The organism is Isoptericola sp. NPDC056134, from assembly GCF_042264825.1.
Taxonomy (GTDB): domain Bacteria; phylum Actinomycetota; class Actinomycetes; order Actinomycetales; family Cellulomonadaceae; genus Isoptericola; species Isoptericola nanjingensis.
Window position 1 is genome coordinate 135,413 of record NZ_JBHJVM010000003.1, and the last position, 25,814, is coordinate 161,226.

16 protein-coding genes are annotated in these 25,814 nt (G+C 69.6%); 9 read left to right on the top strand and 7 right to left on the bottom strand.

The annotated features are described in order from the left end of the window. The first annotated feature begins 120 nt into the window (after positions 1 to 120). The 8 genes from ACFCZN_RS04595 (at position 121) to ACFCZN_RS04630 (ending at position 9,524) form a co-directional block, all read left to right on the top strand. Positions 121 to 2,904 (top strand): AAA family ATPase, encoded by a 2,784-nt coding sequence (locus tag ACFCZN_RS04595; protein WP_430555977.1) that lies wholly within the window; start codon positions 121 to 123, stop codon positions 2,902 to 2,904. 149 nt (positions 2,905 to 3,053) lie between these two features. After that, positions 3,054 to 3,581, top strand: a complete 528-nt coding sequence (locus ACFCZN_RS04600) for a (2Fe-2S)-binding protein (RefSeq protein WP_430555978.1) — start codon at positions 3,054 to 3,056, stop codon at positions 3,579 to 3,581. After that, positions 3,578 to 4,582, top strand: coding sequence for an FAD binding domain-containing protein (locus ACFCZN_RS04605; RefSeq protein WP_430555979.1), 1,005 nt, complete (start codon positions 3,578 to 3,580; stop codon positions 4,580 to 4,582). Before ACFCZN_RS04600 ends, ACFCZN_RS04605 begins: the two co-directional genes overlap by 4 nt. Further along, on the top strand, positions 4,579 to 6,834 hold the full coding sequence (locus ACFCZN_RS04610) for a xanthine dehydrogenase family protein molybdopterin-binding subunit (RefSeq protein WP_430555980.1): 2,256 nt from the start codon (positions 4,579 to 4,581) through the stop codon (positions 6,832 to 6,834). Before ACFCZN_RS04605 ends, ACFCZN_RS04610 begins: the two co-directional genes overlap by 4 nt. A gap of 47 nt (positions 6,835 to 6,881) precedes the next feature. Then, positions 6,882 to 7,982 carry a hypothetical protein gene (locus tag ACFCZN_RS04615; RefSeq protein ID WP_430555981.1) on the top strand — a complete coding sequence of 367 codons (1,101 nt, stop codon included), beginning with the start codon at positions 6,882 to 6,884 and terminating at the stop codon, positions 7,980 to 7,982. Positions 7,983 to 8,028: 46 nt separating this feature from the next. After that, the gene (locus ACFCZN_RS04620; protein ID WP_430555982.1) at positions 8,029 to 8,862 is read left to right on the top strand and encodes an alpha/beta fold hydrolase; all 834 of its coding nucleotides are present in this window, start codon (positions 8,029 to 8,031) and stop codon (positions 8,860 to 8,862) included. Between the two features lie 28 nt (positions 8,863 to 8,890). Beyond that, positions 8,891 to 9,139, top strand: coding sequence for a DUF2630 family protein (locus ACFCZN_RS04625; protein WP_430555983.1), 249 nt, complete (start codon positions 8,891 to 8,893; stop codon positions 9,137 to 9,139). A 256-nt stretch (positions 9,140 to 9,395) separates the two neighbouring features. Continuing rightward, positions 9,396 to 9,524 (top strand): hypothetical protein, encoded by a 129-nt coding sequence (locus ACFCZN_RS04630; RefSeq protein WP_430555984.1) that lies wholly within the window; start codon positions 9,396 to 9,398, stop codon positions 9,522 to 9,524. On the opposite strand, the gene ACFCZN_RS04635 is transcribed toward ACFCZN_RS04630, so the two are convergent. Both ACFCZN_RS04635 and ACFCZN_RS04640 read right to left on the bottom strand, forming a co-directional pair. Beyond that, positions 9,511 to 10,461: an HNH endonuclease gene (locus ACFCZN_RS04635; protein ID WP_430555985.1), complete on the bottom strand. Its 951-nt coding sequence runs from the start codon at positions 10,459 to 10,461 to the stop codon at positions 9,511 to 9,513. The two genes, ACFCZN_RS04630 and ACFCZN_RS04635, sit on opposite strands and share 14 nt — an antisense overlap. 70 nt (positions 10,462 to 10,531) lie before the next feature. Continuing rightward, complete coding sequence (locus ACFCZN_RS04640) at positions 10,532 to 12,055, bottom strand: DNA cytosine methyltransferase (protein ID WP_430555986.1); 1,524 nt, start codon at positions 12,053 to 12,055, stop codon at positions 10,532 to 10,534. A 127-nt stretch (positions 12,056 to 12,182) separates the two neighbouring features. Here ACFCZN_RS04640 and ACFCZN_RS04645 point away from each other — a divergent pair, with 127 nt between their 5' ends. Beyond that, positions 12,183 to 12,617 (top strand): very short patch repair endonuclease, encoded by a 435-nt coding sequence (locus ACFCZN_RS04645; RefSeq protein ID WP_430555987.1) that lies wholly within the window; start codon positions 12,183 to 12,185, stop codon positions 12,615 to 12,617. Here ACFCZN_RS04645 and drmB read toward each other — a convergent pair. The 5 genes from drmB to ACFCZN_RS04670 all read right to left on the bottom strand — a co-directional run bounded on the left by drmB (position 12,595) and on the right by ACFCZN_RS04670 (position 25,647). Then, positions 12,595 to 14,631, bottom strand: a complete 2,037-nt coding sequence (gene drmB / locus ACFCZN_RS04650; RefSeq protein WP_430555988.1) for a DrmB family protein — start codon at positions 14,629 to 14,631, stop codon at positions 12,595 to 12,597. The genes ACFCZN_RS04645 and drmB overlap by 23 nt on opposite strands. Beyond that, positions 14,618 to 17,854: a helicase-related protein gene (locus ACFCZN_RS04655; protein ID WP_430555989.1), complete on the bottom strand. Its 3,237-nt coding sequence runs from the start codon at positions 17,852 to 17,854 to the stop codon at positions 14,618 to 14,620. Before ACFCZN_RS04655 ends, drmB begins: the two co-directional genes overlap by 14 nt. Further along, on the bottom strand, positions 17,847 to 19,640 hold the full coding sequence (locus ACFCZN_RS04660) for a UvrD-helicase domain-containing protein (RefSeq protein ID WP_430556061.1): 1,794 nt from the start codon (positions 19,638 to 19,640) through the stop codon (positions 17,847 to 17,849). Before ACFCZN_RS04660 ends, ACFCZN_RS04655 begins: the two co-directional genes overlap by 8 nt. Continuing rightward, positions 19,637 to 24,367, bottom strand: a complete 4,731-nt coding sequence (locus tag ACFCZN_RS04665) for a sacsin N-terminal ATP-binding-like domain-containing protein (RefSeq protein ID WP_430555990.1) — start codon at positions 24,365 to 24,367, stop codon at positions 19,637 to 19,639. The genes ACFCZN_RS04660 and ACFCZN_RS04665 overlap by 4 nt, the downstream gene beginning before the upstream one ends. Before the next feature lie 173 nt (positions 24,368 to 24,540). Beyond that, positions 24,541 to 25,647 carry a DNA cytosine methyltransferase gene (locus ACFCZN_RS04670; protein ID WP_430555991.1) on the bottom strand — a complete coding sequence of 369 codons (1,107 nt, stop codon included), beginning with the start codon at positions 25,645 to 25,647 and terminating at the stop codon, positions 24,541 to 24,543. Positions 25,648 to 25,814 lie beyond the last annotated feature (167 nt).

A 25,814-nucleotide genomic window follows, 5' to 3' on the forward strand; every position in this document is an offset into this window, starting at 1 on the left:
CGCGTGCGGTCGTCGTCGTGTCGGCCGCTCATGCCACTGTCACGGGCAGACCCCGCCGGCGAATCCGCCGGTGGCCGGTGACCGGTGGCCGGTGCGCAGAGCGAGGGCTACGCTCCCGCCATGCCGAGTGCCGCCAAGCGCAGCCCAGCAGTCGGAATGGTCGGGCGTCGGAACGAGCGCGCCACGCTCGACGGGCTCGTCGACGAGATCCGTTCCGGCCAGAGCCAGGCCCTGCTCCTGCACGGCACCGCGGGCGTCGGCAAGACGGCGCTGCTCGACCACCTGGCAGCGCACGCCACGGACTGCACGGTCCTGCGCACCTCCGGCGTGCAGTCGGAGGCCGAGCTCGCGTTCGCCGGACTGCACCGGCTGTGCGGCCCGCTGTTCGCACACGCCGACCGGATCGCGGCCCCGCAGCGAGAGGCGCTCGGCGTCGCGCTCGGCCTCAGCTCCGGTCAGCCGCCGGACCGGTTCCTCGTCGGGCTGGGCGTCCTCGGCCTGCTGTCCGAGGCGGCCACCGACCGCCCGCTCGTCGTGCTCGTGGACGACTACCAGTGGCTGGACACCGCCTCCGCCGAGGCGCTCGCCTTCGTCGCCCGACGGCTCGGGAGCGAGAGCATCGGCCTGGTGATCGCCACGCGCCGCGTCGACGTCGGGCTCGCCGGGCTTCCCTCGCTCCACGTCCACGGGCTGTCCGACGCCGAGGCCCGTGCACTCCTCGACGCCGCGCTGCCCGGTCCGGTCGACGACCGCGTCCGTGCGCGTGTCCTCGCCGAGGCGCAGGGCAACCCCCTCGCCCTGCTGGAGCTGCCGCGCGAGCTAGCGGCGGGCCGGCTGGCCGGAGGCTTCGTGGTCCCTACCTCCACCACCGGTGACTCGTCGATCGAGGCCGAGCTCGAGGCGGGCTTCGCACGCAGGATCGAGGCGCTCCCGGAGCCGGCACGGCAGCTGCTCGCCGTCGCCGCAGCCGACCCGACAGGTGACCCCGTCCTGGTGTGGCGCGCCGCCGAACGGCTCGGGCACACCCCCGACGACCTGACGCCGGCGGTCGCCGCGGGGCTCGTCAGCTTCGGCACCTCGGTCCGCTTCCACCACCCGCTCGTGCGCGCGGCGGCCTACCGCTCGGCGTCCCACACCGCACGCCAGGAGGCGCACCGCGTACTCGCGTGGGCCACGGACGCCGAGGCCGACCCGGACCGCCGCGCCTGGCACAGCGCCCAGTCCGTCACCGCGCCGGACGAGAGCGTCGCGCGCGACCTGGAGGCCTCGGCCGAGCGCGCCCACGCACGGGGCGGGCACGCCGCTCAGGCGGCCTTCCTGGAGCGTTCGGCACTGCTGACGCAGGACCCCGCGCTCCGGGCGCGGCGCGCCGCGGCGGCCGCGGGCGCCGCCTTCCAGGCCGGCTCGTTCGAGAAGGCGGACGAGCTCGCCACCACCGCCGAGGCCGGCGGTCTCGACGAGGCGGGCACGTCCCAGGTCGTCATCCTCCGGGCACGCCTCGCCTTCGTCTCCCTCCGGGGTGGGGAGGCGCCCCTCCTCCTCGCCGACGCGGCTCGCCGGCTCGAGTCCTCCGACCCTGCGCTGGCGCGCGTCATCTATCTCGACGCCCTGAACGCTGCGATGTTCGCCGGGCGCCTCGCCGCCGACGGCGGCGGCGTCGCCGACGTCGCGGCCGCGGCGGCCGGCGCCCCTCCGCCGCACGACCCCCCGCTGGCCCCCGACCTCCTGCTCGGGGCGCTCGCCGCGAACTTCGTCGACGGCTACGAGAACGCCGTCCCCCTGCTGACCCAGGTGCTCGCCGCCTTCACCGACGGGAGCGTGGCGGACGAGCTGCGCTGGCTGTGGCTCGCCAACGAGGCGGCTCTCCATCTCTGGGAGGAGGAGACCTGGGACGTGCTGTCGGAGCGGTACCTCCGCCTCGCGCGGGCCGCCGGGTCGCTCAGCGAGCTGCCGCTGGCGCTGAGCACCCGCGCCTACCGGCTGACGTTCGCCGGCGACATCGACGCGGCAGCATCGCTGGCCGACGAGATGCGCGCGGTGGCCGTCGCCACCGGCGCAGCCTTGGCGCCGTACCCCGACCTCCTCATCGGCGCCTCCCGCGGGGACCTCGGCACGGCGTCGTTGGCCGACGACGCCGCCCGCGAAGCCGGCGAGCGGGGCGAGGGCATCGGGATCGCCGTCGCCGAGTGGGCCCGCGCCCTCCTGTTCAACGGCCTCGGCGACTATCCCCGGGCGATGCGCGCGGCGCAGGACGCCCTCCGTCACCAGGAGTACCCGGACCTGCACTACCCGGGCATCGCGAACTGGGCCGTGGCCGAGCTCATCGAGGCGGCTGCCAGGGCCGGACAGCCCGACGTCGCCGAGGACGCGCTCGACTGGCTCGCACGGATGACCCGGTCCTGCCGCACGAACTGGGCGCTGGGGATCGAGGCACGCTCGCGTGCCCTCCTCGCCGACGACGAGGACGCGGACGCCCTGCACCGCGACGCGACCAGGCTCCTCGCCCGTTCCGGGATGCGCACCGACCTGGCGCGCTCCCATCTCGTGCACGGCGAACGCCTGCGACGCCAGCGGCGCCGGTCAGAGGCCCGCGAACAGCTCCGGACCGCGGCGAACATGTTCGAGGCGATGGGCATGGACGGGTTCGCGAAGCGGGCGGGACGTGAGCTCCGTGCCACCGGCGAGTCCGCGCACCGGGGCAGCGGACCGGGCGGCACCGGCGTCCTCACCGCCCAGGAGTCCCAGATCGCGCGCATGGCGCGCGACGGGCTGTCGAACCCCGCGATCGCGGCACGCCTCTTCCTCAGCCCGCGCACCGTGCAGTTCCACCTGCACAAGGTCTTCGCCAAGCTCGGCATCACCTCCCGCACTCAGCTCGAGCATGCGCTGAGCGGGAGTTCCTGACCCCGGGGCCGGCGACGTAGCCGGGCCCCCGCGCCACGACCGGCCAGTACGGACTGTGCACCGGCGGATACGAGTGCGGTGCCCTGTCGGCAGGATCGATTCCGGACGAGCCCCCCGCTCGACCGGGACGACCACAGACGGGACACAGCATGACCACCACCGCGCGGCAGCTCAGCACCCGTGGCCCCACGGCCGCCCCGGTCACGCTGAAGGTCAACGGTGCCGCGCACACCGTCGTCCTCGAACCGCGGACGAGCCTGCTCGACGCCCTGCGCGAGCACCTCGACCTCACCGGCACGAAGAAGGGGTGCGACCAGGGCACCTGCGGGGCGTGCACGGTCTGGGTCGACGGGCGACGAGTCCTCGCATGCCTGACCCTCGCCGTCGCCGCCGAGGGACACGCGGTCACGACGATCGAGGGTCTCGGGGGTGACGAGCTGCATCCGATGCAGCGGGCGTTCGTCGAGCACGACGCGTTCCAGTGCGGGTACTGCACCCCGGGGCAGATCATGTCGGCCGTCGCGGTGCTCGACGAGAACGGGGCGATCACCGACGACGAGCTCACCGAGGCGATGAGCGGGAACCTGTGCCGCTGTGCGGCCTACCCGAACATCAGGGACGCGATCCGCTGCATGCGGGACGGCGGGCGGTGCCCGGGGCACGGTGACGCGCCGTGAGGCCGCTGACGTACACGCGCGCGGCGTCTGTCGCCGAGGCCGTCTCGATCGTCTCCGCCGACCCGACGAGCGCCTACCTCGCGGGCGGGACGACGGCCGTCGACCTCGTGCGGGCGGGGGTGGACCCCGCGCAGCACCTCGTCGACATCACCGACCTGCCTCTCACCGGCATCGACGACCTCTCCGGCAGCGGGCTGCACCTCGGTGCGCTCGTGCGGATGAGCGACGCCGCACGGCACGCCTCGGTGAAGAGCCGCTACCCCGGGCTCGCCCGGGCCCTTCTCCTCGGCGCCTCCGGCCAGCTGCGCAACATGGCCACCATCGGCGGGAACCTCCTGCAGCGCACCCGGTGCCCCTACCTGCGCGACGGCGTCTCCCCGTGCAACAAGCGCGCACCGGGCTCCGGGTGCGCGGCGCTCGAGGGCCTCAACAGAGGGCATGCGGTGCTCGGAACGAGCACCCGGTGCCTCGCGACCCATCCGTCGGACCTCGCGGTGGCCCTGGTGGCGCTCGACGCCGTCGTGCACACGACGGGCCCGGACGGGGAGCGGGCGATACCGATCGACGACTTCTTCCTCCTGCCGGGAGCGACGCCCGAGATCGAGCACCCGCTCGGCCGCGGCGAGCTCGTCATCGGGGTCGACCTGCCCCATGCACCGATCTCGGCGCGGTCCACGTACCTGAAGGTCCGCGACCGGCAGTCCTACGAGTTCGCGCTCGTGTCCGTCGCGGCCGCCGTCCTGGTCCAGGACGGGACGGTCAGCGACGTGCGGCTCGCCCTGGGCGGGATCGCGACGAAGCCCTGGCGGGCGCGGAGGGCGGAGGCGGCGCTGGTCGGCGGCCCCGCCGACGTCGAGGCGTTCCGCCGGGCCGCCGCCGACGAGCTGGCGGCCGCGCTCCCTCGCGAGCACAACGCGTTCAAGATCCCGCTGGCCCAGCGGGCGATCGTGCGCGCGCTCGCCTCCGCGGTCGCGGGCGCGGACACCGGAGCTGCGTCGTGACCGCCGTCGGGCGCCCCGTCACGCGCGTCGACGGGCCGGCGAAGGTGACCGGGGCGGCGCGCTACACCGCGGAGATCACCCTTCCCGGTACGGCCCATCTCGCCCTGGTGGGCGCGACGATCGCCCACGGCCGCGTCCTCGCCGTCCACGACGCTGCGGCCCTGGAGACCGACGGCGTCCTCGCGGTCCTGACCCGCCGGGATGTGCCGCCCGTCGCGGCGCAGCCCCGCCTCCTGCCGTCCCTCCTGGGGCAGGCGGCCCCCGGGGAGAGCTTCTTCCCCCTGCAGGACGACGAGGTCCACTACGCCGGACAGCCGGTGGCCCTGGTCGTGGCGGAGACGTCCGAGCAGGCCCGCCACGCGGCACGCCTCGTCCGCGTGGAGTACGAGGTGCGCCCGCCGGTCGTCACGATCGCGCAGGGTGCGGATCAGGTCTACGAGGCGGAGCGACTGTTCGGCGGCCTGATGCCCGGCCGCGCCGAGCGGGGCGACGTCGACGGCGCCCTCGCCGAGGCGGAGGTGCGCGTCGCCGCGGGGTACCGGATGGCGGCCAACCACCACAACGCACTCGAGCCGCCCGCGACGCTTGCCGTGTGGGACGGCAGCCTGCTGACCCTCTACGAGTCCACGATGGGGGTGCGCGCGACGCAGCTGACGGTGGCCGCCCTGCTGGGCCTCCCGATCGCGAACGTCCGGGTGGTCACGCACTTCGTCGGCGGCGGGTTCGGGTCCAAGGCGATGGTCTGGCCCCACACCACGCTCACGGCGATCGCAGCGCGCCACGTCGGGCGGCCGGTGCGGCTGGTGCTCACCAGGGAGCAGGCGTTCACCTCCAACGGGCACCGCGAGGAGCAGGAACAGACGGTCGCGCTCGGCGCCACCCGCGACGGGAGGCTCACCGCGATCCGGCACGAGAAGGTGTCCGTCACGTCGCCCTTCGACGACTGGGCCGAGCCCGCCACCGGGGTGTCCTCCCAGCTGTACGCCGTCGGCCACTACCGGGGCGTGCACCGCCTGGTGCGCGGCAACACGATGACGCCCACCTTCACCCGGGGGCCCGGTGAGACCCTCGGCGTCTTCGCGCTCGAGACCGCCATGGACGAGCTCGCGTACGAGGTCGGCGTCGACCCGGTCGAGCTGCGGCTGCGCAACCGGGCGGGGGTCTCCCCTGCCGGGCACCCCTGGTCCAGCGACGGGTTCGCCGAGTGCCTGCGCACCGGCGCGGAACGGTTCGGGTGGGCGTCACGCGACCCCGTTCCCCGCACCCGTCGGGAGGGCGACTGGCTCGTCGGCACCGGGATGTCGGCCGCGGCCTATCCCGTGGCGTTCTTCATGCCGCCCCAGCAGGCCCGGGCGCGGCTGCTCGCCGACGGGAGCGCCGTCGTCCAGACGTCGACCCAGGAGTTCGGCACCGGCGTGCTGACCATCGCCACCCAGGTGGCCGCGGACACCCTGGGCCTCGACCTGGACGCCGTCCGCTTCGAAGCCGGCGACACCGACCTGCCGAACAGCTCGGCCGCCGTGGGGTCCGCGGGCGCCGGCATGGTCAGCTCCGCGGTCCACGCGGCCGCGACCGCCGTGCGGTCCGCCGTCGTCGCGCTGGCCGTCGACGGCGAGGGGTCCCCGCTGCACGGGGCCGACCCCGCGTCGGTCGTCGTGGCGGGCGGGCAACTCACGTCTCCGGAGCGCCCCGGCGCCGCCGACACGTACGCCGACGTCCTCGCCCGCCACCGCCTGTCCGACGTCGACGAGGTCGGCACCTGGACCCCGCCGCCCCTGGACACCCCGCACGGCCTGCTGACCTTCGGGGCCCAGTTCGCCGAGGTCGCCGTCGACCCTGAGCTCGGGCTGGTGCGCGTGCGACGGCTCACCGGCGCGTTCGCCCCCGGCCGCGTCCTCAACCCCCTGCTCGCCCGCAGCCAGCTGATGGGCGGCATGCTCTGGGGCATGAGCCAGGCCCTCCTCGAGGGCAACGCGATGGACCCCCGGTCCGGCCGGTGGGGCGCGACGAACCTGGCGGAGTACCTGGTCCCCGTCAACGCCGACGCACCCGAGGTCGACGTCGCCTTCGTCGAGGTCCACGACGACGTCGTCGGGCCGCTCGGCGCCAAGGGCGTCGGGGAGATCGGGCAGGTCGGCGTCGCCGCCGCCATCGCGAACGCGGTGTTCCACGCGACCGGCCGCCGCGTCCGGACGCTGCCCATGGCCCCCGAGCTGGTCATGGATCCGCCGCTGCCCGCGAGGCGCCCATGACCAGGACCGCCGACACACGTCGCCCCAGCGGAGGTCGTCGGCGCGCCATGCCCCTGCCCACCGCGACCGGGCTCGCGCGTCCGAGCGGGTGGGCGGACCTCGGCGCCCGTGGCCTGATCGTCGTGCTCCCCCTCGCCACCCTCCTCGCTGTCGGTGCGGGCGGCGACGGGGCGACGGTCGTGGTGGGGCCGCTGGTGACCTTCTCGCTGCCGCTCCTCATCGTGATCGCGCTCTGGTGGGACGACTGGCCCGGGTCGCACCTGGGGCCACGCTGGACCGCGTGGGCCAACATCGCGGTGGTCGCGGCGGGCGCGATCGTGCTCGCTGGTGTCGCGCAGTCGATCGTCGGCGGGCTCGACCCGGCGGGGCTGTTCCGCGCCGCGCCCGGCCCCGGCCACATCCCGTCGTTCCCCGCGACGGTGCCGCTCGGCGCCATGGCCTTCGTGCTCGTGCTGGAGCTCACGCTCGTCGGCGAGCGCCGCCCGCTCCACAGGCTGCCGCCGCGCCTCGGCGGGTTCGCCGCGCTCGCGGCGTGCTGGTCGCTCGCCGTCGTCCTCTTCCTCCTGCTGGTCGACGTCGACTCTCCCGCCGGCTCGCTGGTCGCGCCACGGACCGGGCCGCTGCCCGGCGGCTTCGCGGCCGCCGCCCTCGCCGTGGTCGGTTCCTGTCAGGTGCTCGGGCACGTCGTGCTGCGCGGGTGGCCGACGTCGAGGATCGCAGGCCCGGGCCGCCGCGTCCTCGCCGCGCACGCGACGATGCTCGGCGCGGCGGCGGGCTCCCTCGCCATCGTCGCCCCGTGGCTCCGCGACCGGCCCGACCGCGTCGGCGCCGTCGCCGGCTGCGTCATCGCCGCCGGGCTGCTCGTCGGGATGCTTTTCGACGCGCCGAGCCGAACGGTCCGCCAGCGACTCACCGCCGTCCTCGGCACGCTCGCACTGGCGGCGCTGCTGTACGCCGTGCTCGTCCGGATCGCCGAAGCGCTCCGGCTCGACGTCGTCGACCCCGACATGTGGGTCGCGCACGCCTCCCTGAACGCCCTTGCGACGGCTGTGCTGCTGCACGTCGCGATCGGGCACCGCCAGCCCTTCGCATACCCGGCGTCAGGCCCTCCGGGTCCGGGCCGCTCAGGTCATCCCCCCGCGGGGTGACTTCCGCACCATCACGCACGAGAACGTCGCACGAGAGGAAACGACCATGCCGCACGTCACCGTCGGACACGAGAACTCGGCCGAGATCAGGTTGCACTACACGGACATTGGCTCTGGCCGCCCCGTCGTCCTCATCCACGGGTTCCCCCTCAGTGGGCGCGCGTGGGAGCGCCAGGAACGCGCCCTGCTCGCCGCCGGGTTCCGCGTCATCACGTACGACCGGCGCGGGTTCGGGCAGTCGAGCCAGCCGTCGACCGGGTACGACTACGACACGTTCGCCGCCGACCTGTCGGCGCTGCTCGAGGCCCTCGACCTCGAGCAGGTGGACCTCGTCGGCCACTCCATGGGCGGCGGCGAGATCGCCCGGTACCTCGGCACATACGGATCAGGCCGGGTGCGGCGGGCCGCGATCATCTCCGGCGTCCCGCCCTATGTGCTGCAGACCCCCGACACGCCCGACGGCGTGCCGCAGCAGGTCTTCGACGACATCGCCGCCCGGCTCGAGGCCGACCGCCTCGCGTACTTCACCGAGTGGAACGTCAACTTCTACAACCTCGACGAGAACCTCGGCACCCGCATCAGCGAGGAGGCCGTCCGCGACGCGTGGAACACGGCCGCCGCGGCGTCGCCCACGGGGACGATCGCGTGCGTGCCCACGTGGTCCACGGACTTCCGCGAGGACCTGCCCAAGATCGACATCCCGCTGCTCGTGGTGCACGGGTCCGCCGACCGCATCCTGCCGATCGCCGCCTGCGGGGAGGCGACCCACAAGGCCGTCGCCGGCAGCACGTACGTGCCCATCGAAGGCGCACCGCACGGCCTGTGCTGGACCCACGCCGAGGAGGTCAACGCGGCCCTCGTCCCGTTCCTCGCCGAGTGACCCGACGTCCAGCCCATCAGGAGCGACGATGACCACGGACCACGACATCCGCGACACCATCAGCAGCCTCATCGCCCACGAACACACCCTGCGGGCGCGACTCGCCGCCGGCCGGATCGACGCCGCCGCCGAGAAGGACGAGCTCAGCCGCACGGAGCAGCAACTCGACCAGTGCTGGGACCTCCTGCGCCAGCGTGATGCTGCGCGCGAGTTCGGTCGCGATCCCGACAGCGCCGGCGTCCGACCACCCAGCGTCGTTGAGCGGTACGTCGGCTGATCGCGCGTGCGACACCGGCACGGTGATGCCCGGAGCCGCGGATGTCCGCGGCTCCGGGCATGCGGTCAGAAGTTGATCGTGTAGTCCAAGGCCTCAGGATCGTTGAAATTCCGCGGTTTCTGAACTCGTTCCGAGCGGCCGTGCAATTCGCGTGCCACTCCACGATGGGGTGCGGACTCGTTCGTCACATCTGTCCGTCAAGGATATGACACTGCACGTCACTGCCCTCTTTGCCCTCTCACCGTGAGGCGCGTGGATGATGCCTGCCCCCGGGCCGGCGGCCGAGCCCGTGGGCGACGGCACCCAGGTCACGTCAGCGTGGGGCGCGGCCGCCCCGCTCGGCGCACAGGACACCACCTTCGCGACCGAGCTCACAAGTCCGTGAGAACCGTGCCGCGGTGCTCCTCCCAATGCTGCGAGAGCCAACCCACCTGGGTGTCATGAAGCGGGACCGCCAGCCTCGTGCCGTGGAGCCGGGCGTACTGCTGATACGGCTCCAGGTCCGCGGCCACGTCGATGCGGAGGCGATCCGGGTCGACAGCGAGCATGCCGTCGTCGAACAACCGATGGATGTCCCTGCGCAGCATGAGGCCGCCGTGTTCGTGGTGCTCCCCGAGCCGCGCATAGCTGTACAGGTGCCCCGCCTCGAGGACCCGTGCCGGCGCCCCGCCCGTGAACGCGCATGCCTCACCCTGACTCGCCAAGAGGTTCTTGCGGAACGGGCCTTGCCCGCGCCGAACCCGGACCAGTGCCGTGCGGTGGCCGTGTGCGAACTCGACCCGTACGCCAGCCTCGGGGCGCCACACGAACTGCGGGGACCGATGGGCCAGTCTCTCGACCGCGCGCTCCGCTTGCCTCGCGATCAGAGCATCGCTGAACTTCTGCCAGTTCAGCTCGCGGATTGAGTTGATGCTCTTCGGCTTCTCCGTGAGCTCCGGGATCTCCGCCGCATCCAGCACACCGTCCAGCTCTGTCCACGCCGCGTCGTACCGAGCCCGGTAGACGGTGACGTCAACGGACTCGACGACCGGAATCTCGAACCTGTGGCGGCACCGGCTGCACCGCCAAGAGCCGTCCGCGCGTCGTTGGATGCGTGTCAGGTTGCAGTTCGGGCACCGCTGGAGCTCCTTGATACCGGGGCCCGACTCGATCGCCTCGATCACCGAGACCCCGAGCAGTTGACGCTTGTCCCACAGGGCGATGACGTCACCGACCTGCAGGTTCTTGTGGTTCTGGACCTTGCTGTCCCAGGAGTAGTACGCGTCGATCTGGTCGTCGTACCCTGCGTTCCCTGCGTGGCCGCGGTCGTCGCCGGCCGCCATGAGCAACCAGGCTCGGTGAGGCACCTCAGTCGCCATAGGTGCAGCTTGGCAGAGCGAGGGCGACGCGTCATCAGCGCTGGGCCGTCGGTTCCCTCAAGTAGTCGTAGATCGATCGAGCGATGCTGCGGCCCAGTGGTATTGGTACGGCGTTCCCGATCTGTCTCGCGATCTCGGTCTTCGAACCGCACCACAGGAAGTCATCTGGGAAGCCCTGAAGCTTCGCCGCCTCATAGTGGGTGATCGGCCGGTCCTCCGTCGGGTGGAGGTATCGCCCCTTCTCCGGCTTGAAGAACTCGGTGCGAACTGTCACCGAGGGATCCCCGAGGCGTAGCCGGCCCATGACGTCAGCCGACCCCGCATCGTGCGAGTCCCAAGATGCAGTGGAGAGGTATTCGAGTCTGCCGTCGGTTTCCTTGCCTCCGCGATCCACCCGGACGACGAAAGTCTCCGACCGATGCCGCCCGGACCGGGAGACGTCACGTGGCACTGGCCGGTCCGACAACTTGACGGAGATCCTAGTGCCCGGCCCATTGCCGTCGATGACCTCGTAATCACCCTCGACCGCCAGCTCGCCCTGCCCGTCCCGGAACTCTGTGACCTTCTTGAGCAGCTCCGTGGCACCGCCTGCCGTGGTGGTGAGGAGATATCTTCCGCGGAGGTCCTTTCGATTCCCCTTGGGCGGGATCGCTCGGTACCGGGCGAGGGAGATCGGCTCCGGTGCCCGAGTGATGTGCAGGTCGGTCGTCCGGTAGGGCCCGACGATCTTCCCGACGACCGGATCGCGGTCGGGCAGGTTGATCGCGGTGAGCGGGATGCGGGCTGAGCGTTCGAAGACGGCGTCAACGGTGAGCCACGAAACCAGCCCAGGGATGCCGTCGAGGCTTCCCTGCGCATCGCCGCTTAGGGCGGTAGCCGCACGGGCATGCGTCGGCGCGGGGTACCGGAATCGCGTCGGCTCCACACCGGCGTTCGTCCGGACACCGATCACTATTGCGCGACGGCGAGCCTGGGGGGATCCGTAGTCGGCGGAGTTGAGGAGATAGCCGCGAGCCCGCGAGGGCGTGCTCTCGTCGCCCGCCCCGGGCGGGTCGACAAGGACGTAGTTCTTGAGCGCACCGCTCCGCACACGGTCCTGAAGGTCCGCGAACTCGGGCGACCTGACGAACCTGTCGACGTTCTCGATGACGAAGACCTTCGGTTGAACGTGCTCGACGACGCGGATGAACTCCTGCCAGAGCTGGTTTCGCTCTGCCTTCACCTTGTCCCGGTTCAACCCCGAGAAACCCTGGCACGGTGGGCCGCCGACGACGACGTCGATCGCGCCGAGGCCCGACGGGATCCACCCGACGATGTCTTCGCAGTAGACCCTGGCCGGCTCGACTCCAGTCGAGAGCCTCGGAGAGCGCGCCCCAAAATTCATCTCATACGACGCCGCAGCAGCGGTATCCCATTCGACCGCTCCGACGGTCCGGAAGACAGGCCGATCCTCACCCCCGTCCGGGCGGAACTGGTGGAATCCCTCAGTGAGACCTCCGCACCCGGCGAAAAGGTCGAGCACCGTGATCGGTTGAGGACGAGGGGCCGAGCGGGTCATGCGCCACATCGTAGGTCCGCTGCCGGCCCACCCCTGGCCTGGATGGACGAAATGTCGCGAGACTTACGCCACGACCAGGTCGTCGCTTCACCGACCGGCAAGGTCAGGCTCCCGCTAGCGTGAGTCTATGGTCATCCTTCGGCCGCATCCCGGCGCCTCGTCACCCGACGTGAGCCGCCGTATGAGTGTCGCCCGTCGTCGGGACACCAAGCCGGAGGTCGACGTGCGCCGCATCCTCCATGCTCGCGGCATGCGATACAGGGTTGCCTACCCCGTGCCGGGGCGGACGCGACGGACGATCGACATCGCCTTTACCGGAACCAAGATCGCCGTGTTCCTGGACGGCTGCTTCTGGCACGGATGCCCGGAACACGGCACGATTCCCACAGCGAACAGGGCGTGGTGGGTCGCCAAGCTCACGGCGAACGCTGCCCGGGACCACGACACCACGGCCCTGCTCGAGAGTCAGGGCTGGCTGGTCCTGAGATTCTGGGAGCACCAGGGAGCGGATTCCGTCGCCGACACCGTCGCCGCAGCCGTCACTGCCCGCCGAGCGCCGTGAGGATCTTCCGGACGTCCGGGGGAACGACCGTCCACCCGTCCGTCTCCAGCTCTCGAATTACTTCCGAGGTCACGTCCGGGGGTGCGACGGTGAGCTTGATCGTGGGCCAGGCGATCGAGAGGGGAATCCCGTCGAGGACCTCGCGCCCGATGGTGGGCAGAGGGATCGTCGGCTGCTGACGGACGAGTTCAGCCACGAGCGCTGCCTCCGCCACCGTGGCGCCCGCAAGCAGATCCGCGAGCTCGGGTCGTGCGCCGAGAGGTTCGGCACGGCCGAGCTCGGTATCCACCGCGACAGCACCATCACCGTCGATCGAGCCCACGATCCCATCACCTGGCTTGTCCATCGGACCGACGATCGTGAGCCTGTCGAGGTAGATGTTCCGGTGCTCGCAGCTGGTTTCGGGCAGAAGGAGACACGCGTGGCACGCGGCCACGTTCAGACCGTCGGACCCCGACGACCCGGACTCCGCGCAGACCGGGTCGTGGGAGCACCACCGTGCGCGGCTCGCAGCATCGATCACGGCATCAGCGAAGAGCTCGGCTCCTGCGAGCGCAGCAAGCCCTCCAAGGCTTCCCGCGGCGTCCGACGACGCGGTGTAGACGAGAAATCCCGCCTGCCCGGGCTCGGCGTAGATCCGTTCGCGCAGCGAACCGACCGGGTACCCGGCTTCCAGACTCAGTTCCTGGAGCAGCGCGTGTGCCAGGGAGTGCACGGCGAGAAAGCGTGCCGTCGGGGTGCTCGCGACCGGCGCGCCGGATTCCGCCGCACGACGGCGCAGGGCTCCGGCGAGGATGGCCTCTCGTTCTTGGGCGAACGCACCCGTCTCCCAGCTGGCGACCGTCTCCTCACGGAGGCGGACGAAGATTCCCTCGCCGAGGACCTCCGTGGCGGGCAACCACGACTGATGTGTCTCGCTGAGCTTGGCCAGGCGCGGGTTCGTCGTGTCCGTCGGCATGGGGGTCACGCGTGAGAACCCTTCAAGGGCTCGCACCTCGCGGAGCCTCGTCGCTCTGGAGACCTGGGCCACGAGTCTTCGGAGCCGATCGTCGTGCTCGACCCGGACGCACTGGAACGCGTCGTGCGCCCCACCGTCGTTCCCGTCGATAAGTGCCCGGTACTCTTCCTCGCGCAGGTCTTTGTCGGTCGGTGAGGTCCCCTCGTCGAGGCCCTTGCGCTGCCGAAGCACGTCGCTGACACCGTCGACCGTCAGCCCGGGACGGCCTTCGATCATTTTCGGGAGTACAGCGGCCAGCGCCTCCATGGGGAGGTGCTCGAGCACGTCCCAGTGCTTCGTCACGAACTGGGAGTTAGGGCTCGACCACGGCGGGATGGAGATGCTTGACCGCACTGCGCCGAACCAGACGTTGGAGGAACCACGCTGCAGCACGCGGAGCTGCTTGTCACACTCTTCCGCGCCCGCCCCGGGAAGCCAGGGGCGTCCGCCCCCGCAACGCTTGATTTCTGCAAGCGCGCCGCGCGCGAACGAACCGTCGAGGTTGTACGGCTTGACCCCGCACGAACAGCTCACGACGACGTCGGCGAGCGAGGACGAGGCGCCTTTGGACTCGAGCCGCATCCGATGTTCGCCGCCGGAGGTTCCGGTACCCCTGTGCACCCACTGGAAATACGGAAAGTCCTCGATATGCCCGTTCTCGCAGCAAGCGACGAACCGGGACGGGGTGAGGTCGCGGACGCAGTCGGGGCACTGCATCTTCTTGGCGTCGAACCGCCAGAACTGGTCGAGCCGACGACAGCTCGGGCAGTAGTGATAGATCGGAAACCGGACCACAGGGACGTCGCCCGACCGCTTGCCCGACGAAGGTGCCCGGAAGCTGTGGACCCCCAGCGAGCGCGCCAGTCGCGGTTCCTCGACCGAGGGGGACCACTTGTCGTCCCACTCGTCGGTTCCGCAGATCATGAAGCTCTGGTCACCGGCAGGAAAGAGGGACCCGACACCGTAGGTCGTGACGAGCTGGCTCTGTCGGGCCTTCGGCCTGTCACTGGTCGCCACTGTTCGCCACCGCCTTGTTCCTCTTGGTCGAGATGATCTTGAGGGTGCTCTCCCGGTCGACGTTCCTCAGACTCGTGAGTGTGGGCCATGGAGCGTCCGGGGGCGGAAATGTCTCGAGGAGTGCGGCGCCTTCCGACCCGTCGGTCGACGAACCGGCGGGCGTCATGAGCGCCTTGACGTCCTGCCTCTGCACGGCCCAGCGCGCGTACTGGAGAACTTCGCCGCCGTCGACGGCGCTGTCCCATTGGTCGATGAGCGACTCGAGCGACGCCCGCACCTCTTCCGCCGTCGCTTCCCCGGCGACGGACGACGCGCGGCGGACGATGACGTCCGACACGGCACGGAGGCCATCGGACTCCACAGGGACGCGCACCGACTTGTCGCCGGCAGCCCCGTCCAGCGTGTGCCGGGCGAGTATCACCAGCAGGCCGTGAAGGCCCCGGTCCAGAGCTCGCGGCGCGAAGGGCGTGGCACCTGTGGCTTCGACCTGTCTGTAGAGCGCGCGGTGGTAGGTGGTGAACGACTCGTAGTGCGAGAGGTCGCGCGACCGTGATGCGTTCAAGAGCGTGAACACCAGTCCGGGGTGCCTACGACCGACGCGGCTCGTCGACTGGATGTACTCGGACGTCGTCTGCGGCTGACCCATGACGGCCATGAGACCCAGCCGGTCGACGTCGACGCCGACCGAGATCATGTTCGTGGCCAGCACGATGTCAGGGCACCCAGGCTCGGACATCGCCGTCTGCAGAGCCTCGAGCTCCTCCGGGATCTCGCTGGCCTTCTTGCGTGACGTCAGTTCGCGAGGATCTCTGGTCTCACGCTTCTCCGATCCCCTGCGGCCTGCAACGACACCGATCCGGTCGCGGACGTCGTCGATCGACTGGATGTAGGCGGCTCCGAGCACGCGAAGACTGTTGAAGTAGCCCAGGATCGTCCAGTAGGCATCCTTCACCTCATCCGGGGCGTCGAGGTCCCTGGCGCCCTGCAGGAGCGCGGCGTAGGTCCGCACCAGAAGGGTGGCGTGGCTGGTCCCCGGAGCCATGAGACCCACGTACCGTCGCGTCCCCTTCTCGCGCGGGGAGGCATCGACGGCGAAGAACGAATCGTCCGCGTCGAGGCCGGGAGGAGGGAACTGCGCGGATCGACGATCGAAGACCGCCTTGACCTGTCCGGCCGCACGCCTGATCGTGGCCGTCGAAGCCACGAGCTTGGGGCGAGCGCCGGTCTCGCGGTCCGTTGCAAGGTGGTCGATCGCCGTCTCGTAGAGCCCGACCAGCGTGCCCAGCGGCCCTGAGATGAGGTGCAGCTCGTCCTGCACGATCAGGTCCGGTGGTGCGTCGTGACCGTTGCCGAAAAGGCGACCGGCCTGCTCACGCCACGCGAGCATCGCAAACTTGTCGACCGTTCCGATGACGAGCGACGGGCGCTCGCGGTAGACGTCGGAGTCGACAAGGTGGACCGGCAGGCCGCCGCCCTTGTGGAAGTGGCAGTCAAGCCCGGGGCACCGTACGACGACCCTGTCCGCGTAGCGGTCGGCCTCATAGTCGTCCGCCGACAGCTTGCTGCCGCACCAGGGACAGCGCAGCAGCTGAACCGGATCTCCGCCGTCCCCCGGGTCCTCTCCCTGCCGACGCTTGCGGATCGCCTGGGCGGCCGCCTTCGCGTCGTTGGGTGTCGCGCCCTGCCCCACCCAGAGCCCGAGAGAGAACGGCGCGGTATCGCGCAGCTCGGGGACACGACCTCGGAGCTCCTCGAGGGCGCAGATGAGCCCAGCCGCCCTCTCGAACTGCTGCAGGGTCAGCAGGCGAAGCGTGTAGCGCATGATGACACCGACGCCGGCGCCGTCGCCGTCCACACCTGCCCGACGAAGCCTGCGGAGGACGAGGGAGAACGCGATGAGGCCTAGGTACGCCTCAGTCTTGCCACCGCCCGTGGGGAACCACAGGAGATCGGCGAGATCCCTGTCGTCGCTGCGCGCGTCGGCCAGCCCTTCGAGGTTCAGGAGGATGAACGCGATCTGGAAGGGCCGCCACTCCCCCTTGACGTCACCGACCGCCGACCCGGGGCCACTGCGGATCAGCTCCTGCCTTGCACGCTGTTCCTGCATGACCACGTTCATCACCCGGAACGCACGTTCGGCCTCGGGGTCGCGGGCGACCAGGTCGATGCCCCGCGACATCCGCGCGGCCGCGATCCTGGCGTCGTCGAGGTGTTGACGTGCGATCGGGCGAAGCTCTTCGGCCAGATCCGGAAGACGCGCCTCCTGGCGGTCCACCCATTCGCCGTACCTCTCCACGAGCGCAACGAGCGGGTCCAGCAGGGCCTGCACATCAGGCGCTTCACCGAGCTCCGACATCCCCAGTCCGGCGACGTCGTCGCGGTCGGCCTTGGCGAGGCGCAGATCGTGCTCCGGGAAGAACGTCGTCTCCACGCACGTCACGGTCGGACCTTCCTGCCACGTCACCGCGACACCGTGTCCGACTGCCAGGTGCCTCTCGGACCTGTAGAGAAGGTCACCGCTGAGCTCGTCCGGGTCACGATGCCCGAACCGTCGCCGGGGATCACGGTCGACGAACGCACCGTCCGGGGTCCGGACCTTCATCACCGGGCGGAACCAGCAGAGGGCATCGGCCTTGCCCTTCTCGGGCCTCTTCTTGGTGTTGACAAGGACCAGGGTCACGCTGGTGACGCCGTCCCGGGGGTTCCGCACCACGGTGCGCAGCTCGAGTCCGTCAGCCACCTGGGTCCGTTGCGTCGATGCCACGCCGACCTCGATCTCGACGGGGTACGGACGCTCGGCCACCAGCTGCCACCGATCGTGCCGCCGGGCGTGTGCACGGCTTGCGACACCCGGATCGCCTGCGGTTCCCTCGCCGGCGGAGACCGGCTCGTAGCGGTCCGCCTCGACCTCGACGATCAGGCGCGTCGTCGAAGAAGTCAGTCCGCAGGTGAGCCCCATCGTCGACGGATACCGGAGATGGGCGAACGAGACACCGGGATCATAATCGGCGTCCGGCGCAGTTCCCGCCTCGCCGTCGGGTGTCTCGTCGGCGACTTCCACCGGCGCACCGTCGTCAGAGGCCTGAGGGTAGAGGATTCCGACGACGAACCTCTCGAGCGGTTCCTCGGTCAGCTCGTCGTCGTGCACAGACCCGTGGAGGTCGGCGACGACCGCCTCGACCATCTTGTCCCGGGCCTCGTACCAGGGGTCGAGATCACGCACGGGGATCCTCCTTCCAGTTGAGATCGAGCATCCCGGCGAGCACCGGAACCAGCCACAGGCCGTGCCGCCCCACGCCTCCGCTCTGGGCATCGCCGGCAGCGGTCGCCACCGACTCGACACGCGCCCCAGTGAGACGGGGCCAGTTCCTGCGGCCCTTTTCCATCGTGCCGATGCGAGCCGCCAATGCCTCTCCGAACGAGCGCGACGTGCGGGCAACAGCGACGCCCCCGTGAACGATGGTGTATACGGGAACGGTCAGGCTCGACCTATTCGGGTCGAGGACAAGGTCGAGCCCTGCCCCCGGCCGAACGGCGTTTGCGAGCAGGTGCTGTACCAGGACGGGATCGTCCCCGGCAGGTTCCGCGGTGTCGACGTCCTCGACCCGGATCTCGAACCCGAAGGTCTGCCACCGCTCACGCCCCCGGCAGTACCACCGACCCGTCCCTGGCGTCCGACGCAGCCAACGGTCGTCAGGACCGGTGGCGCGTGCGATCAGGTCGCGCGCACGGGTGATCGCGACGAAGCGTGTTCTCGCGACCTCGCCCGGAACGACGGGCGCGCCGAGCCAAGGCTTGTCGGGAAAGTCGACAAGGACGACGTTGTCGAACTCCAGCCCTTTGGCCCGGTGAACGGTCGAGACCACATACTCGGCCCCTGGTCGGTCCACCAGGTCCGCGACCAGAGAACCCAGCGTCGACAGCCGCCTTGCCAGCGCCTTCACGTCCACCTCGGTGCCTCGCCCGCCGACGACTCCCCGCACGGAGCGCCAGAGAGCTGCGACGTCGGCATCGGGCAGAACGGTCGACGTTCTCGCCACGAACTCGTCGCGGTTCACCGACCCGGACGGGACGTCACCCAGCGCACGGGCCAGCCATCCGGCCAGCACGCGCTGCTGAGCGCTTCGCCTCAGCTCCGCACCGTGACCGTGGTCGCCGATCTCCCGAGCGACCAGCATTGCCTGCCCGTTGTTCGCCGTCAGGAAAGCCGTCGTCCCACTCCACCGGCTGGTCACGTTGATCGCTTCCGTCACGTCGCCGACCGGAATGATGCCAGCCTCGAAGCCGGAGACCTCCCCTGTGTCGTCCCCTGCGAGCGCTTGATCACGAAGCGCCGCGGCCGCACGTGTGTCCCGGCTCGTGGCGCGGTACTGGCCGGTGAGCGCCTTCAACTCCACATCGCCCATGGCGAGGACACGGTCGATCATCTCGGACGACGTCGTGGTCGAACGAGGGCCCTTGCCCGACTGGTCCGGACGGAGCTGAAAATCGTAGATCCCCTGGGCGGGGTCGCCCAGGATGCTGAAGCCCGCGCCCTCAGGAAGGTGCTCGAGCATCGCCAGGAGGAAGTCGGCGCGCACACCGACGACGTCCTGCATCTCGTCGACCACGAGATGCTCGACGTCCTCCAGTGTCTCGTCGGCCTCACCGTCGCGGAGGAGTCGCGTCGCCAGGGCCACCCGTCCGTCGAAGTCCAGGCCGTCGGTCTCCGTGTCGGCGTGCTCGCGAACGAGGCGCGCGGCGAGCGAGTCGAGCGTCACGATGGTGACCGGCTCGGCCCCGCGCGTCCGACGCCGGCTGTCCGCCGCGTGGACTGCCGCGTTCGAGAAGCTGACGACAAGGATGCCGTCGTCAGGGTCCACACCCTCGTCCTCGATGAGGCCGTCCACCAGGGCCGACACGACCTCGGTTTTTCCGGAACCCGGGCCTGCGACGACTACCTGGCGTGCGCTCGCGACCACGCCCACGACGGCCCGCTGACTCTCATCGAGTGTGATCGACGTGATCATCGTGCCCACAGGTACTCGAACTCGTTGAACGCGAGCATGTCTCCGTACTTCTCGAAGTTGTCCCTCACGTTGACGATCAGGACCTCCTCCGATCCACCGTTCTTGAGGCCGCGGAGGCCGCGGCCGATCATCTGCTGGTAGACGTTCGGCGAGAACGTCGGACGGGCGACGTACACGGCCTGGACCTGAGGTGCGTCAAATCCCTGCGTCAGGACGTTGTAGTTCGTGATCACCCTGATCCGACCGGCCTTGAACTCTTCGACGTAGTGACGCCTGGCTGCCGATTCGGTGTCGGAAGAGATGGACACCGCAGAGATTCCGCGGTGCGACAGGAGCGCCGCCATGACGCGGGAGTTCTCCACCGAGGGCGCGAACGCGAGGATCGTCCAATCCTGAGGGAGGTCGGCGATCGAGTCCACGACGCGGAGCGTGCGCTCCAGGTCGCCGCCGAGTCGTTCGGTGACCGCGGAGGGCAGCCGACGGAGTTTCTCGATCTCGTCGATGTCGCTTTCCGAGAGCGACACGTCGGTACCGTCGATGACGCGCTGTCGGACAGAGGCGAGCACGCCCATGTCCTGCAGCTCCGGGTAGGGGTTGTCCGCGTGGGTGAAGGACCCCCGGTCGAGACGATTCCCGTCGTAACGGCCCACGAGACGCTCGGTCTCATCCTTGGAGAGCCCTCGGAACGGCGTGGCCGTGAGACCGATGAGCGGCTTCCTGTCCGCGTCGTTGCGACCACGCGTACTGCGGCCGAGCCACTCGAGGACCTTGGTATAAGTCGGGGCGGTGGAGGTGTGGGCCTCGTCCACGACGACGACCGATGGCTGTCGCAACCAGTCGTACGTGTCACCGGCGCGATCACGGATCTTGTCAAGCTTGTCCACGCCGGCGACGACGAGCTGGAAAGCCCCTGGCTCCTCCGGCACCTCGTTGTTCGCCCAGAGCCGCCCCAGGCGCATGGGGATCTGCGGGCCGATGGCCCGCCACACGTAGGTCCAGCTCTCGGCGGCCTGTTCGCAGAGCTCATCCGTCTGCGCGATCCACACGAGCGGCTTCGTGAAGTCGATGTCACCGTCCCTAACACCGTTGACCAGGGCCTCGACGGCGACACGGGTCTTCCCGGCGCCCGTTGGCAGCGAGACCATGCCTCGATCAGGTCCGATCCGGCGGAGGAGGCTCTTGATCCGGTCTGTGACGTTCTCCTGGTACTTGTGCAAGGGCTTGAGCTCGACCGGCCCGTCGATCACCTCGACAGCCGGACGCGGCGTCGAGGGAAATCCGGCCCAGTCGCCGGGGAAGCCCATCGACTCGACCCAGGTGCGGGTCAGCCGGCGGCCTGCCCACTCCTTGGGTGGTTCGAGGCCGTTGTCGTCCAGGGCCGAACGCAGGGACTTCAGGATGCCCACCCCGTGCACAGCACGGGCGAGCGCCGCGACCTCCTCCGGGCGAACAACCCCATCCGCGCGGCTCTCCAGGGCGTCGAGCGCCTGCTTGGGCACGACCCGACGCAGGGCGTCCTCGCCGACCGCCTCAAGCAGCCGACGGTCGTCGTCCTCCGCCTTCCTCACCTTTTGGCGGCGCAGGTTGGCAGCTGACCGCTCCATCTCGTCGAAGATCTTGACGATGGCCCGGTGGTCGAGGTCGAGCCCCAGCAGATCCGAGACCTGCGCGAGGCGCTGGCCCGGTTCGGACGCCGTGACGTGGACGATGTGTTCCTCGCGAAATGCGGGGATCGGGCTGGCCTTCTGCCCCTGCGGCGTGGCGATCATCCGGACGATGCGCGAGCACGGCTGGAGCTGGACGTCGCGGTCCTCCGGGTCGAGGCGGAGCTTGAGCGGCGGGAACGCGTCCGTGAGGTAGAACGGTTCCCCGGAACGCTCGACGATGAGCTCCTCCTGGAGAAGGTCCTTGCCTGGCTGAAGCCGCCAGAACTCGATGAGGCGGTCGACGTCGTCCGGATCCGAGACCAGGACAGCCGGGACCATCGCCTCGAGCAGAGAGGCGTAGACCGTCGGTTCCGCGGTGACGCCGACGTGCCGACAACTCACGCTCTGGCGTGCTCGCCCGACCCTGGCGACCAAGGTCTCCGGCTCGATGTGCCCCGCAAGCCACGTGTAGAACTCGTAGCGACGGCCGTCGTCCTCGTCCGTCGCGGTCCACCCGTCGGCGATCGCCTTCATCGCGGTCCAGTCGTCCACGCTGAAGCTGTCCGCGCTCCTCAACAGCCCGATGGCATCCGCCAGCTGCTCGCCGATCTCGAAGGTCGGCAGTACGGAGGCGTCGTACGCGTTGTCCGCCATCAGGACCTTCTTGGGCGTCCGCAGACCCATCACTGTCCGAATGAGGCCGAACCTTCGGACGAAGTAGATCTCCGGTGCCCGATACCGCTTCGAGCCATAACTGCTGTTCGTCGTGTGCCGGACCGTCCATGCGTCTGGCTTACCGCGTCCCAGGATGTGTTTGGTCACCGCGGCCCGCGCCTCGCCACTCATTTCCAGCAGTGGCTGAAGGGGCCACGGTGGCGCAGAACCCTCGACGACCAATTTGCTCCGATCGGGACGAGCACCCGACTGGCCTTCGATGAACCTGTCCTGGACCTCCTCCTCGTACGCATCCAACCAGCGCTCACGCGGCATGCCGTGCCGCCAGACAGGAGCCTCGACCGCCCCGATCTCGCGAAGCATCTCGGCGTCGTCGCGGTGAAAGCGTGGGTCGATCAGCCGGTCACGGTCACGGGTGGCGTCCGCAGGGACGATTACTCCCGCAAGGTATGCGTTTCCTGGCGTGGTCCAGGCTCCGGCAGCTGTGCGAACCCGCATCTGAAGTTCGAGACGATGGCCGAGGTCCTCACGAAGGATCTGCAGGGACGTCGCGATCGGAATGTCCCGAAGAACCTCCCAGATCCGCCCCCATACCTGCTCAGGGCGTCGCAGATACTCGGGTTGCTTTGCTCGAGTCAGGAGAGCACGCAGCTCTCCGCTCCGGTCCATGACGACGACGCCGAGCTTGGCAAGCGCCTCCCGGATGCCGGGCATCCTCGCGAGATCCGGATCGACAAACGCGACATCCTCGCGTTTGTCCCCCTCCACCCGAACAAAAATCTTGCCTCGTACCGGCGGACACAGCGTCCCGTCCTCGAGTCGGACGATCCGAGCGTTGACGAGACCGCGCTGGGCTCGGATTCTGGCTTGGTCGCTCAGCCTGCCTGAATCGTCTTGCAGGAGTGCGGCGACGCCGATCGCGGCAGCCGACTCCTCTGCCGTGCCGTGAGCAACGAGTGCTTCGAGCCACTCGTCAATCCCTGCGTTCCCCTCGTCGTCCGCGCCATCGCACTGGAGCAGTCGACGGACCTTCATACGCCGCTCGGGGTTCGTGTTGACGCCCGGGTGGACCCAGCGATCCAGCGGGGCACCGGGCACCTCTGACCACGCGTCTGTCCATCGGGGCGGCAGCTCACCGGGCCATCGAAGCTCTGAGGGGAGGTGAAGGTTCCCGAGTCCGTCAGGCAACGATCGAACTGAGCGCATCCGTTCGAAGACCGGCTGGTTGATCACGTCGTCCGCCCAGCCGCGTCCCTCACGACCTCGAGCTGGGAGGACGTCAAGTGCTCGGACAGCGTCGTCCCCTGAGCCGTCGAACGAAGCAATAGCTTCACCGACCAGGCCGGGCAACACCTTCCGAAGGATTCCTTCGTTGAAGTCACCGGCCAGGAGCCGCGTCCTGTCGTCACTGAGCTTCCAGGGAGCATTGACGATGCCCGAGAGCGTGGTCCGCTCCCGCGTCGGGAAGTACGCCCAGAACGCCCCGTCCCCAGCCCCTGGGGGGATCTGAACCGCGTACCGAACTGCCACCTCCGTCCGACCTGCGACGTGGCCGCCGTCGACGATCTCCTCCTCACTCGGGCGATACACGGTGCTCGCGACCGCCCACTCGGAGCTCGCGCCACCAGCACGCAGGGTGGTCAACAGGCCGCCCCCAGGTTCCGCCGTCACCTCGCGCGTTGGCTTGCGCCACCTCCTGTGGTCATGGTCCTCCGGCTCTGCCAAGTTACGGAGCGTCGCACGACGAATGTGCGGCGAGAACAGGACGAACGCCGCCGAGAAGTCGTAAAGACGACGTGAGAGCGTGCTCCAGGATGTCGAAAGTGGAAGCACGACGACCGTACTCGCCCAGGACATCAGTTCAGCGAGAAGCGGGTCCGCTGCCCCCTCGGCCTCAGGGTCGACCAATCGCGCCAACCGCATCGCGGGGTACTTCGCGAGTTCATAGCCCTCCTCCTGAAGCATCCTCGCGGACCACTCGCGGTCGAAACCGAACGAAATGGACCGACTCAGCACCTTCGGTGAGTCCGACACCGCGAGAACGGACTTGAAGCCGATGCCGAACTTCCCGACCGAGTCGTCATCCTTGGTCGAGATGTCGGAGGCCATGATCGACAGCAGGCCTTCCTCGTCGAAGGGCTTGCCGTCGTTGGCCACGTACAGCGCCTCACGCGTAAGGACGACCTCGATCCGTTCGCCCCCCGACCGAGCCGCGTCGACCGCGTTCTGGACGAGCTCCTCGAGCTGCCGGTCGTTGTATCCACCGGACGAGATCCGGAGCTCGTTGTTCGCGTCCTGCTCGACGCGGCTCGGGTCCTTCTCGTAGACCTCGAGGCATCGGTCAGTCTGCTCCGCCACCACGTCGGCGAGGCGCGAGGCGCCACGTTCCCAACCCTGCAACTGCACGTCTGCACCAATCCGTCGGTTCGTCCTCATCGGTGAGCGGAGCGATGTCCGGTACCTGACCAGCAACCTAGGGGATGCCTGCGACAGAACACGCTAGCGAATGCTCTGCGATTGTGCGCCAGGGGCACACGTCGAGAACATTTCACCCGCATCAGAACAGGCGTTCGACCGATCTAGGCCAACGTGGCGGCCAGGTGTCGTCCGATCGCCTCGCCGAGGTGAACGGGAACGGCGTTGCCGATCTGTCGTGCGATGTCTGCCCGCCCACCGACCCACAAGTAGTCGTCGTCGAATCCCTGCAGCCGGGCGGCCTCCCAGTGCGTGATCGCACGATGCTGGGTCGGGTGGGTGAAGCGCCCCTTTTCCGGCCTGAAGAACTCGGTACGTATGGTCACCGACGGGCGCTCCCAGACCAGCCTCCCCATGACATCGCTCGCGCTTCGTGGGTTGTCGTTCCAGCACCGCATGGCCAGGTCCCTCGGCAGGTCGATGCGGCTACCGCCGTACGGCACGGCTCGGAACCTCTCCTCCTCGGTCGCGGACCACGTCCGGGTGAAATGGAGCTCGTCGCTGCGGAATGCACCTGGCAGCCACGCCTTCCCGACTCGCGTCTTCCGGGGCCCGAGGCCCAGATCACCCACGAACGGCCGGACGCCCTGGAACGCGTCACGCACGGTGGCCTTCGGATGATCGGCCATCTCGAGGTGCACCGGCTTCCCCTCGTCTCGATGAAACCCCATGACGATCGCGCGTCTGCGGTGCTGCGGTGCACCGTGGTCGGCGGAGTCGACCACCTCGGTCACGAGTTCATATGCCCTGAGTTCGCCCTCGACGAAGGATGCGACAAACTCTGCGTACTCGCGGGAGCGGATGAACGCCGGGACGTTCTCCATGACAAAGACGCGCGGCCGGGCGCGCCTCACCGTCTCGACGAAATACCGCCAGAGGGAGTTGCGGGCGTCATTCGGGTCGCGGCTACCGATGCTCGAGAATCCCTGGCACGGGGGACCCCCGACGATCACGTCTGCTTCAACCTTCTCGACCTGCTTCAACCAGTCTTCGATCGGCCCGGCATGAACGACGTCCCCGAAGTTCTTCGCATAGGTGGCGGCAGCTGCGACGTCGCTCTCGACCGCATGCGCGACGCGGAACCTGCTCGATGACCTGTGCAGGCCAGCACTCAGACCACCCGCACCTGCAAAGAGATCGATGACCGCAAGGTCGCCCCCCGATCCACCTGCCTGCCGGGAAGTGGCCTCTGGGGTGGACGTCGGACTCACGAGTGGACCACCTGACAACACGGGCAGACTCTAACCCTGGACCCGATCGGAACGGTCCTGCACCGTCGGCCGCCCGGCAGAACTGCGGAACCGCGAACCGAATTTCACCCGTGAGCGCACTCCGCCTGTCGCGATCCTCGATCTGGCAACGCTCGGCGTAGAAGCAT